14 protein-coding genes are annotated in these 10,265 nt (G+C 39.9%); 10 read left to right on the top strand and 4 right to left on the bottom strand.

What is annotated here, in order from left to right; all coding sequences use genetic code 11:
- The 5 genes from T432_RS0105315 to T432_RS0105295 form a co-directional block, all read left to right on the top strand.
- A partial coding sequence (locus tag T432_RS0105315) for a TonB family protein (RefSeq protein WP_028884463.1) occupies positions 1-427 on the top strand: 427 nt, incomplete at its 5' end.
- 92 nt (positions 428-519) lie between these two features.
- A complete protein-coding gene (locus T432_RS0105310) occupies positions 520-1,767 on the top strand; it encodes a PD40 domain-containing protein (protein ID WP_028884462.1) in 1,248 nt (415 codons plus the stop codon).
- 10 nt (positions 1,768-1,777) lie between these two features.
- Positions 1,778-2,284 (top strand): peptidoglycan-associated lipoprotein Pal, encoded by a 507-nt coding sequence (gene pal, locus T432_RS0105305; protein WP_014111042.1) that lies wholly within the window; start codon positions 1,778-1,780, stop codon positions 2,282-2,284.
- A 15-nt stretch (positions 2,285-2,299) separates the two neighbouring features.
- A complete protein-coding gene (gene ybgF / locus T432_RS0105300) occupies positions 2,300-2,962 on the top strand; it encodes a tol-pal system protein YbgF (RefSeq protein WP_028884461.1) in 663 nt (220 codons plus the stop codon).
- 1 nt (position 2,963) lies between these two features.
- Entirely contained in the window at positions 2,964-3,764 is an 801-nt protein-coding gene (locus T432_RS0105295) for an alpha/beta fold hydrolase (protein ID WP_028884460.1), read from the top strand.
- A 95-nt stretch (positions 3,765-3,859) separates the two neighbouring features.
- Here the strand turns inward: T432_RS0105295 and T432_RS0105290 are convergent, their stop codons facing one another.
- Positions 3,860-4,222: a copper chaperone PCu(A)C gene (locus T432_RS0105290; protein WP_014111039.1), complete on the bottom strand. Its 363-nt coding sequence runs from the start codon at positions 4,220-4,222 to the stop codon at positions 3,860-3,862.
- 26 nt (positions 4,223-4,248) lie between these two features.
- Positions 4,249-4,656, bottom strand: a complete 408-nt coding sequence (locus tag T432_RS0105285; protein WP_028884459.1) for a hypothetical protein — start codon at positions 4,654-4,656, stop codon at positions 4,249-4,251.
- A gap of 169 nt (positions 4,657-4,825) precedes the next feature.
- On the opposite strand from T432_RS0105285, the gene T432_RS0105280 reads away from it, so the two are divergent.
- The 5 genes from T432_RS0105280 (at position 4,826) to pyrF (ending at position 9,298) form a co-directional block, all read left to right on the top strand.
- Entirely contained in the window at positions 4,826-5,836 is a 1,011-nt protein-coding gene (locus tag T432_RS0105280; protein WP_028884458.1) for an amino acid ABC transporter substrate-binding protein, read from the top strand.
- Positions 5,837-5,949: 113 nt separating this feature from the next.
- Positions 5,950-6,237: a co-chaperone GroES gene (locus tag T432_RS0105275; RefSeq protein ID WP_014111036.1), complete on the top strand. Its 288-nt coding sequence runs from the start codon at positions 5,950-5,952 to the stop codon at positions 6,235-6,237.
- 53 nt (positions 6,238-6,290) lie between these two features.
- Positions 6,291-7,934 carry a chaperonin GroEL gene (gene groL, locus T432_RS0105270; protein WP_014111035.1) on the top strand — a complete coding sequence of 548 codons (1,644 nt, stop codon included), beginning with the start codon at positions 6,291-6,293 and terminating at the stop codon, positions 7,932-7,934.
- 111 nt (positions 7,935-8,045) lie between these two features.
- The gene (locus T432_RS0105265) at positions 8,046-8,444 is read left to right on the top strand and encodes a diacylglycerol kinase (protein WP_015551188.1); all 399 of its coding nucleotides are present in this window, start codon (positions 8,046-8,048) and stop codon (positions 8,442-8,444) included.
- Positions 8,445-8,446: 2 nt separating this feature from the next.
- Positions 8,447-9,298: an orotidine-5'-phosphate decarboxylase gene (gene pyrF / locus T432_RS0105260; protein WP_028884457.1), complete on the top strand. Its 852-nt coding sequence runs from the start codon at positions 8,447-8,449 to the stop codon at positions 9,296-9,298.
- On the opposite strand, the gene T432_RS0105255 is transcribed toward pyrF, so the two are convergent.
- Together T432_RS0105255 and T432_RS0105250 are read right to left on the bottom strand one after the other, a co-directional pair.
- A complete protein-coding gene (locus T432_RS0105255; protein WP_028884456.1) occupies positions 9,258-9,749 on the bottom strand; it encodes a CinA family protein in 492 nt (163 codons plus the stop codon). The genes pyrF and T432_RS0105255 overlap by 41 nt on opposite strands.
- Entirely contained in the window at positions 9,734-10,255 is a 522-nt protein-coding gene (locus T432_RS0105250) for a phosphatidylglycerophosphatase A family protein (protein ID WP_044971144.1), read from the bottom strand. The genes T432_RS0105255 and T432_RS0105250 overlap by 16 nt, the downstream gene beginning before the upstream one ends.
- Between the last annotated feature and the right edge of the window lie 10 nt (positions 10,256-10,265).

The following is a 10,265-nucleotide window of genomic DNA, read 5'->3' as shown; positions in this document are numbered from 1 at the left end:
GAAAAAAGCCGAAGAAGAAAAACGCAAGGCTGAAGAAGCACGGAAAAAGGCGGAAGCCGAGCGCATTGCCAAAGAGAAGGCAAAACGCGATGCTATCAGGGGTGATATCTTAAGCAGAGCTGGAATTAAGGGCGGCCAAAATAGTGTGAATCAACAAGGTGGCGGAGGCGGAAACTCTGAATATATCCGTAAAGTTCAAGCATGTGTGCAACCGCATCTGAAATTCAATGGGCCGAAAAAATTGACTCTTAGATACAAAATTATTTTGGGGTCTAATAACAAGGTTCAGTCGGCTACAATTGCTGTAACTTCGGGGAATAAGGCATTTGATACGGCTGTGTTGAGGGCAATATATCAATGTAAACCTTTCCCGAAACCGCCTAAGGGCAATGTTGTTCAGGGTCCCTACAACTATTCTCCACGATAGTTTGTAAATGAATGTAACATGGAATTGAGCATTGGCCTTAATTATGAAATTTGAGTTGATAAACTATTTATAGATATTTATTTGGAGTAAGTATGGTCTTGACACGTTTCCTTAAGATTGTTGCGTTTCTAGCAATTACTTCTTTAGGCTTTATTTTTACTGCGAAGTCATTTGCACAGATTGAGGTGCCCTTGTCTGGAGTGAATACTGTTGATAATCGCTTACCTATTTTCGTAGCTGATTTCAAGGGATCTCGAGGAAAGGAAATCGCGGATATTGTCGCTAGAGATTTGAATAATTCGGGGCAATTTAATGTCACACGCATTGCCAGCATTGCAAAGGATTCTAAGGAAAAACTAAACTGGGATAAGTTAATTCAAATTACGCAAGGGGCAAATATTATCTCTGGATTCGATAATGGGGATCATGTACATTATCGATATGTAGACCCTATTCAGCAAACCATACGTGAAGAAGCTCGTATTTCCAAGCCATCCCAAAGGGCAATTGCTCATAATATTTCGGATAAGGCTTATGAGCAAAGTATAGGGCTAAAAGGGGCATTTTCAACGAAGATTGCATATGTGTCTGGACAGACTTTATATGTCTCTGATTATGATGGTTTTAATGCTAAGGTTTTAGTTTCTGGGGCTACTATTATTTCACCAACATGGTCTCCTGATGGCAGTCGCATTGCCTACGTGAGTTTTGAGTCAGGAAAACCAACCGTTTATGTGCAACAGCTATCTTCGGGTGTTCGTGTGCCAGTGGCTAATTTTAAAGGAAATAATAGTGCACCTGCGTTTTCGCCTGATGGGCGTTCAATGGCAGTGGCTCTAAGTATGGATGGTTTATCTGATATTTATATGATTTCGGGGGATGGGTCAACTAGAGCTCCACGTTTACTAGCCTCTTCTCCTGAGATTGAGACTGAGCCTTTCTTTTTTCCTAATGGTTCAGGTATTGTCTTTGTATCTGATAGAGGTGGTAGCCCTCAAGTATATCGTACCGGTTTAAGTAATGGTGCCTCTTCTAGGATTACTTTTGAGGGATCTCAAAATCTTTCACCTAGAATTTCACCTGACTCAGAAAATTTAGCTTACACTAGTTTAAGAAATGGTAACTATGTAATTGTTACAATGAAACTAGCCACAGGAGAGGAAAGAGTTCTTTCTAATGGCCCAGATGACCTCTCTCCTAGCTTTTCGCCTAATGGAATGCAAGTTATGCATGTTTCATCGGGTAAAATAAAGATATCTAACATTGTTAGTAACTTTTCTACCGTAATTCCAAGCAAGGGTGCAGTATCGGCTGTTGCATGGGGTCCGTTTATTAAATAAGGAGTAACTTATGTCACTAAGAATAATTAAATCAATTTCACTTGCTTCTATAGTTTTAGCCTTAGCTGCTTGTTCTACTACTGAAACTTCTACGACTAATGAAGGGGCAACTACTACGACAGTTAACCAAAATGGTACTCCTGTTCAAGTGATTTTGGATCCGTTTAACCCCGCAAGCCCTCTTTATCAAAACAAATCTGTTTACTTTGCATTTGACAGGTATGATGTTGAACCTCAATATAACGAAATGTTACAACTTCATGCTAAATACTTAACTTCAAATGCTCAACGTTCTGTTCGCATTGAAGGTAACACTGACTTAAGAGGAAGCTCGGAGTATAACCTTGCATTAGGTCAAAGACGTTCTGTTGCTGTTGCACGTATGTTAAATCAATATGGCGTTAATTCTGCTCAAATTGAAGCTGTAAGTTTCGGTAAAGAAAGACCTCAAGCTATGGGTAATTCTGAAGAAGCTCACGCTCAAAACCGTAGGGCTGATATTCAGTACATGAAATAATAGGATTTGAGTTAGATGAATAAATCTACGATATCTAAATTTTTAATATCGGCTGTGGCTCTCGTAGCTATTTCATCTCCAGCTTTTGCAGAGGATGAACAGGCTCGCAGAGCCATTCTTGAATTGCGTGCACAGCTTAAGCATTCAGAAGCTATGCGTAATGAGTTATCTAATCAAATCGTAAGACTTCAAGAGGATATTCGTAAGTTACGCGGACAAGTTGAAGTTCTATCAAATTCTGTCCGTAAACAAAATTTATCTTCAGGCGGTCCAAATGATGTGACTGCACCTACTCAGGTAGGAGACCCTGTAGAACAAAATGCTTACGATACAGCTTTAGATTTATTTAGACAGGGAAATTATGACGCTTCAGCTACTGCATTAGCTAATTTCTCTGCTACATATCCGAATAGTGTTCTAGTCCCAAGTGCCCTTTTTTATGAAGGGGGAAGCAGATATGCGACTAAAGACTTTAAAGGCTCTATAAACACACTAACTAAGTTGGTTAATACTTATCCAAATAATCCTCAAGCTGGTGATGCCTTGCTAGTGATTGCAGGTAATCATTATGAACTTAAGAATTTAGATGAATATAAGAGCACCTTAAATCGTATTATTAAGGAGTATCCTGGAACACCTGCGGCTGATACAGCTAAAGAGCGTCTAAATATGAATTAATATGGTTTCCGATTTAGTTTTAAATAATATCCCCTTTGCTTATTTGGATATAGGTGAAGGGGTTCCTCTTTTAATGATACATGGCTCTTTGTGCGACTATAGATATTGGAAGGCACAAGAGAAACCCCTATCTTCACATATGCGTCTTATACTTCCAAGTTTGACCCACTACTGGCCACACAAATCACACCCAGAGCACTTTAATTATGAAGCGCATGCGAAAGATTTAATATTGCTTATGGATCATCTTGGAATTGATAAATTCCATGTGCTTGGACATTCTAGAGGTGGTGCGGTAGCTATGCGAATGTACTTGGATTTCAAAGATAGAGTTAAATCCATTATCCTTGCCGACCCTGGGATTAGGACCAAATCCCAACTTACGGAGGGTCTAGCTGGTCGACGTGAAGCCCTGCAATTTATTCTTGATGGTGAAATTGAAAAAGGTGCCGAAATATTTGTGGACTTAGTTAGTGGGGCTGGGACTTATAAGAAAATGGTTCCATGGTTTAAAGAAATGGTTCTAGATAATATACACACACTAAACGTTCAGAAAAGTGAACCTCCATTTTTGATAGAGAAAGAAAATCTTGAAAATATAGATAAAGAAGTTCCTATTACGATTATAGGAGGTGAGCATAGTCCTGAACCCTTCCCAACAATTGTTAGAGATTTACATGATATGTGGCCGTCTTCTAAATTACATATAATAGGGCCCTCTTCTCATGGTATGAATTTAGCAGTCCCACACAAATTTAACGAACTTATTATCGAGCATATAGAATCAATGCAGAAGGTTTAGGCGAAATCAAAATTTAAATGTTAAAAATCCTAGCAAAATCGTGTAGTAAAAACAAAAAAGGGCTAAGTTAATTAGCCCTTTAAGTTTTACGCATCTTAGTAAGTTGTGGCTTTTACATCATTAGCCTTACAAGAGAATGATTTAGATTTGTCGTTACTTAGTTTGACATTAAACTCAATCTCATCACCCACTTTTACTTCGTGTTTAGATAACATTACATGATATCCACCACTTTTGAAGTTCACTGTTGATTGAGGTGGAACTTCAACCCAATCAACTGATCTCATACCAACTAATGTATCTTCTGATGTATATGTTTCGTGAAGGTCAGCAACCCCAAATTTTTCGGAACTGACACCCACTACATAAGCAGTTTCTGATTCACTATTATTTTTTATATCAAAATATAAAGCAGAGAACCTATCAGAAGGGAAAAGCCTTATCCAACATTGAGTTATATCAATGTCGTTTTCGCTTACATTACTTACTGGTGCTTTTTTTTTAGAACATCATTTTTGTGCTCTTTATCATGATCATGTTTGTCATGGTCATGATCATGTTTGTCATGGTCATGGTCGTGATCATGTTTCTTGTGGTCATGGTCATGTTTTTTATGATCTTTGTCATGGTCATGTTTGTCATGGTCATGTTTGTCATGGTCATGGTCATCTTTCATGCCGTCCATAGATTCATCAGTATTAGTTTTAGTTTCTGATGTAGGTTGAGCTTGATTTTTAGGTTTGATAAGAAGAGGTTTTCTATCTGCATCAGTATTTTCAACCACAGCCGATTTCATCTCATCCTTAGCTGAATCAACCATAGTAGAAGCAGATTGAGCAAATGCTACAGAACTGAATGCCAAACCCATTGTTAAGAAAAGTGTTGATTTCATAATAAATCTCCATTTGGATTAGAAAGTAAAAATATTCTAACTATGTATATACCTTGTGTATACATTTTGAAATAAAGAAAAAGATTTTTTACCTTTTGCTACATTGTCACATTTTGACCCTAAATTTGATATATTTTCTAAACAAACTATTACTCTCTTAGGGGAATATATGAAAAAATTATCTTTATTATTTGCTGGGCTTGTACTAGCTTCTGCTCAAGCTCAAGCGGACACTCTAGACACAGTTAAAAGTCGAGGTCACGTAGTATGTGGTACCACTACTGGATTTGCTGGCTTCTCAGCTCCTAACGATAAAGGTGAATGGGAAGGTCTTGATGTGGACCTATGTAAATCTGTTGCTGCGGCAGTATTTGGTGATGCTACTAAATTTAAAACTGTACCTTTGAACTCTCAACAAAGATTTACTGCCCTTCAATCAGGGGAAATCGATATTCTTACTCGTAACACTACAGTAACTCAGCAAAGAGATACTGCTATCGGGCTTATGTCTCCAGGCGTTAATTTCTACGATGGTCAAGGATTTCTAATCAAAAAATCTCTTGGAGTTAAAAGTGCAAAAGAATTAGATGGTGCTACTGTATGTATGCAAACTGGTACTTCTAACGAAAACACTATGGCTGACTGGGCTCGTGCAAACAAAATCACATATAAACCAGTAGTATTTGATCAGTTTAATGAAGTAGTTAATGCATTTGCTTCTGGTCGATGCGATGTATACTCGACTGATGCATCTGGCTTGGCATCAATCAGAATTTCAAAACTTTCTAATCCAGAAGAGTATATGGTATTGCCAGAAATTATTTCTAAAGAACCTCTAGGACCCTTTGTACGTCAAAGCGATGATAAATGGTTCAATATAGTTAAATGGGTTATGCATGCTCAATGGAATGCAGAGGAACTTGGAATCACTAGTAAAAACGTAGATGAACAGAAAAAATCTACTAACCCTAATGTACAAAGACTTCTTGGGGTAACTGAAGGAAGCGGTAAAAACTTAGGACTTAGTGAGGACTGGGCTTACCAAGTTATCAAACAAGTTGGAAACTATGGTGAGAGCTTTGAGAGAAATGTAGGAAAAGACAGTGTTCTTAAAATTCCGCGTGGAATCAATAAACTATACACTGAAGGCGGACTTCACTACGGTTTACCTGTTCGCTAAAATGGGAAGGATTTCAATCCACTCTTGAAATTTACAATTTAGCCCATATAATTAGCACTCATGAGCATTGAGTGCTAATTTTTTTATTTTGATTACGTATTAGGAGTTTATCCATGGCATTACGTCCATTACAAAATTTAGTGGTTATCAAACGAGTAGATAACAAAAAAACTACTGAGTCTGGCATTATCCTTGCTGGAAGTGCTGAAGAAAAACAAGATATCGGTGAAGTTGTAGCAGTTGGCCCAGGTCGTAAATCAGAAAGCGGTCAGTTAATTTCTGTAGATTTAAAAGTAGGCGATCGTGTACTTTTCGGTAAATATGCTGGACAAGCAGTAAAAATGGACGGTGAAGAATTCTTAGTTATTCGTGACGAAGAAATCCTTGCTGTAGTTGAATAATCGCTTATTGACCCCACATTTATATAGTTTAAAAAATATTAGGAATTTATAAAATGACAGCTAAACAAGTATTTTTCGGTGATGACGCACGCTCACGTATTGTTCGTGGCGTAAACGTACTAGCTAACGCAGTTAAAACTACACTTGGCCCTAAAGGACGTAATGTTGTATTAGAGCGCTCATTTGGTGCACCATTAGTAACGAAGGACGGCGTAAGCGTTGCCAAAGAAATTGAACTTAAAGATAAATTCGAAAATATCGGTGCACAGCTAGTTCGTGAAGTTGCCTCTAAAACTGCGGATAATGCGGGTGACGGCACCACTACAGCTACAGTCCTTGCTCAATCAATCGTAGAAGAAGGACTTAAATATGTAGCGGCTGGTATTAATCCAATGGATCTTAAACGCGGTATCGATAAAGCGGTTGCGGCTTCTGTAGAAGAGCTTCAAAAACTTTCACGTCCAAGCTCGACTTCAAAAGAAATCGCTCAAGTTGCTTCTATCTCAGCAAATAGCGATACTTCAGTAGGCGAAATTATCGCTAATGCGATGGATAAAGTAGGTAAAGAAGGTGTTATTACTGTTGAAGACGGTAAATCACTTGAAAATGAGTTAGATGTAGTTGAAGGTATGCAATTTGACCGTGGCTATCTATCTCCATATTTCATTAATAACGGCGAAAAACAAATCGCTGCTCTAGATGAGCCATTTATACTTATCTACGACAAAAAAATCTCAAATATCCGCGATTTATTGCCAGTGTTAGAGCAAGTTGCTAAAACTAGCCGCCCTCTTCTAATTATCGCTGAAGACGTGGAAGGTGAAGCTCTAGCTACATTAGTAGTAAATAATATCCGTGGCATTCTTAAAACTGTTGCAGTTAAAGCTCCAGGTTTTGGTGATCGTCGTAAAGCTATGCTTGAAGATATCGCAATCCTAACTAATGGTGTTGTTATTTCTGAAGAAACTGGTATGTCTTTAGAAACAGCTACTTTAGAGAATCTTGGCCAAGCTAAACGTGTAGAAGTTGCTAAAGAAAGCACAACTATTATCGACGGTGCAGGTGCTGTAGAAAAAATTGAATCTCGCGTTAATTTAATTCGTCGTCAAATCGAAGAAGCTACTTCTGATTACGATCGCGAAAAACTTCAAGAGCGCGTAGCTAAATTAGCTGGTGGCGTTGCTGTCATTCGTGTTGGTGCTGCGACTGAAGTTGAGATGAAAGAGAAAAAAGCTCGCGTAGAAGATGCTCTACACGCAACTCGTGCTGCAGTCGAAGAAGGTATTGTTCCTGGAGGTGGTGTCGCTTTACTTCGCACTAAAGAAGCAATTTCTGCGGTTAAAGGCGAAAATGCAGATCAAGATGCTGGTATCAAACTTGTTTTACGTGCTATCGAAGCTCCACTTCGCACTATCGTATCAAATGCTGGTGAGGAGCCAAGCGTAGTTTTAAATAACGTTCTTAACGGTAAAGGTAACTACGGATACAACGCAGCTACAGGTGAGTACGGCGATATGATGGAACAAGGCGTTCTTGATCCAACTAAAGTGACTCGTAACGCACTGCAAAATGCGGCATCAGTTGCAAGCTTACTTCTAACTACAGAAGCTGCAGTAACTGAAGTTGTTGAAGACAAACCTGCTCCTGCAATGCCTGACATGGGCGGCATGGGCGGTATGGGTGGCATGGGCTTCTAATTTTTAAGATAACCATACACAATGAAAGGCGTAAACTTCACACGGGGTTTATGCCTTTATTTTTGCGGGTATCAGTTATAATTTTCGGATTCGAAAACATTGCCACCTAAAATGTCAGAAGACTACGAAAGTCCATACAAAAGCAAGCTCACATATAACCGTATCTGGAATGCCACAAAATATTCATTCCAAGGGTTCAGGTCTGCCTTCAAATTCGAAGCCTCCTTCTGCCAGGAATTTTTAATCGCATGCTTTATGTGCCCATTAGCATTTGTTCTTGGACGCACGCCAATCGAAGTGATTGTGCTTTTATTCACCTTATTTCTTGTGCTTATCGTAGAGTTGCTTAATTCCGCACTCGAGGCCTTGGGCGATCGCATAATAAATGACTACGACGAGATGATCAAAAGAGCGAAGGATCTTGGAAGTGCCGCTATTTTCCTATGTCTTGTCTTCTCATTTTTCACATGGCTTTATTTTGTAATTCGCTATTTCGCTGATTGGTCGTAATTATGGATTTCATCACTAAACTTCGTGCGGCGTGGGAGAAGCAAAATTCGGCACTGATGCTTGGGCTTGATCCTGATATCAGCCGAATTCCCACTCATTATGCATGCACTACGGAAGGTGTGTACGATTTTTGTCGCGATATGGTGGATGCTTGTGCTCCTTATGTGTGCGGATTTAAGCCGCAGATTGCGTATTTTGCGGCATTGGGTGCGGAGCTAGAGCTGGAGCGGTTGTGCGAGCATATACGTCGGGAGCATCCGTCGCTTGTGGTTATTCTAGATGCAAAGCGCGGGGACATTGGCACGACGGCGAAGCAGTATGCGATTGAGGCTTTTGAGCGCTATGGTGCAGATGCTGTGACCGTGAATCCGTATATGGGCTTTGATTCGATAGAGCCGTATTTGGAGTGGAAGGATCGCGGTGTTATCGTTTTGTGTCGTACATCGAATGCGGGTGGTTCGGATCTTCAATTTCTTGAGGTCGAGGGAGAATATGGCAGGATGAAGCTTTACGAGCATATAGCCACCCTTGCGTGCAAAAAGTGGAACGCTAGCGGGCAGCTTGGGCTTGTTGTGGGTGCGACTTATCCGAATGAGATAGCACGCGTGCGAGAAATTGTTGGGCCTGATATGCCGCTTCTGATTCCTGGCATAGGGGCTCAAGGCGGGGATTTGGAGGCTACTGTGACTGCCGCCCTCTCTTTCGGTGGCAATGCTCTCTTAATCAACTCATCTCGTGCGATTTTATACGCTAGCGGTGCTGAAGATTTCTTGCAAGCCGCATCAGACGTGGCTCGCAAAACTCGGGACAAAATCAATCAAACAATTCTAAAAATAGGGAAAGTGCACACTTAGCACTCACATCTCGAATCTGATCTCGACTCTCCCCTTTTATATGTTTCCCGTGCACGCTTGCACTTATAGCCCCATGTTCATCTCGCACGCCTAAACCAAAAAACACCGTACCCACTGGCTTAGCCTCTGAACCACCACCTGGACCTGCAATGCCCGTTACAGAAATTGAGTAATCGCACCTATCAAATCGCTTCAAAGCGCCCATGGCCATCTCTTTTGCAGTCTCTGCACTTACAGCACCATACTGTGCAATAACTGCGCTAGGAACACCTACTAGAGCGATTTTAGATTCATTCGAATAAGTAACTAGGCCACACTCAAACCACTTACTAGACCCTGGTATGTCGGTTAACATTTTAGAAATAAGCCCACCAGTGCATGACTCTACTAAACAAATTCGAGCCGAGCGATCTACAAGAATCTTTGCTACCTTTTCTACTTGTAAATCCATAATATTAAAATAAGAATCAAAATTTTGAACGTTAAAAAAGAATATACAGCAGCTAATAAATCATCGAACATTATTCCAAATGAAGACCTCAATTTTCGATCGAAATATGCGATGGGAAATGGCTTCCATATATCAAAGATTCGAAAAATAATCACTGCAATAAAATAAAATGCGTATTCTTGAGGAGCGATACAAAGAATCAAAAACAGCACGGCCACTATTTCGTCCCACACAATTGAGCCACTATCGTGTTCACCTATGTCTTTCGAAGTTTGTCCACAAATCCTCAAACCCGCAATAAACATCACGCATATGATTACAAATCGCCATAATAAAGAGAGTGATAGCAAATCGAAAAACCACCATATTAATAAGCCAACAAATGAGCCCCAAGTCCCTGGCCCTGGTTTTATGAGTCCTGCCCCAAAACCTAAGGCTAAGATTCTATAAGGCTTTCGAAGCATCCATGCGAAAGATATTTTTGTGGCAATGTTTCCCGATTCCATCTCAATCAAT

Source organism: Taylorella asinigenitalis ATCC 700933 (genome assembly GCF_000687755.1).
GTDB lineage: Bacteria > Pseudomonadota > Gammaproteobacteria > Burkholderiales > Burkholderiaceae_B > Taylorella > Taylorella asinigenitalis.
This window is presented reverse-complemented; position numbering and strand designations above follow the sequence as displayed.

Excerpts from the sequence above, each read along its gene's own strand:
- T432_RS0105310 (WP_028884462.1), top strand. The coding sequence starts at position 520 with ATGGTCTTGACACGTTTCCTTAAGATTGTTGCGTTTCTAGCAATTACT.
- pal (WP_014111042.1), top strand. The coding sequence starts at position 1,778 with ATGTCACTAAGAATAATTAAATCAATTTCACTTGCTTCTATAGTTTTA.
- ybgF (WP_028884461.1), top strand. The coding sequence starts at position 2,300 with ATGAATAAATCTACGATATCTAAATTTTTAATATCGGCTGTGGCTCTC.
- T432_RS0105295 (WP_028884460.1), top strand. The coding sequence starts at position 2,964 with ATGGTTTCCGATTTAGTTTTAAATAATATCCCCTTTGCTTATTTGGAT.
- T432_RS0105285 (WP_028884459.1), bottom strand. The coding sequence starts at position 4,656 with ATGAAATCAACACTTTTCTTAACAATGGGTTTGGCATTCAGTTCTGTA.
- T432_RS0105280 (WP_028884458.1), top strand. The coding sequence starts at position 4,826 with ATGAAAAAATTATCTTTATTATTTGCTGGGCTTGTACTAGCTTCTGCT.
- T432_RS0105275 (WP_014111036.1), top strand. The coding sequence starts at position 5,950 with ATGGCATTACGTCCATTACAAAATTTAGTGGTTATCAAACGAGTAGAT.
- groL (WP_014111035.1), top strand. The coding sequence starts at position 6,291 with ATGACAGCTAAACAAGTATTTTTCGGTGATGACGCACGCTCACGTATT.
- T432_RS0105265 (WP_015551188.1), top strand. The coding sequence starts at position 8,046 with ATGTCAGAAGACTACGAAAGTCCATACAAAAGCAAGCTCACATATAAC.
- pyrF (WP_028884457.1), top strand. The coding sequence starts at position 8,447 with ATGGATTTCATCACTAAACTTCGTGCGGCGTGGGAGAAGCAAAATTCG.
- T432_RS0105255 (WP_028884456.1), bottom strand. The coding sequence starts at position 9,749 with ATGGATTTACAAGTAGAAAAGGTAGCAAAGATTCTTGTAGATCGCTCG.
- T432_RS0105250 (WP_044971144.1), bottom strand. The coding sequence starts at position 10,255 with ATGGAATCGGGAAACATTGCCACAAAAATATCTTTCGCATGGATGCTT.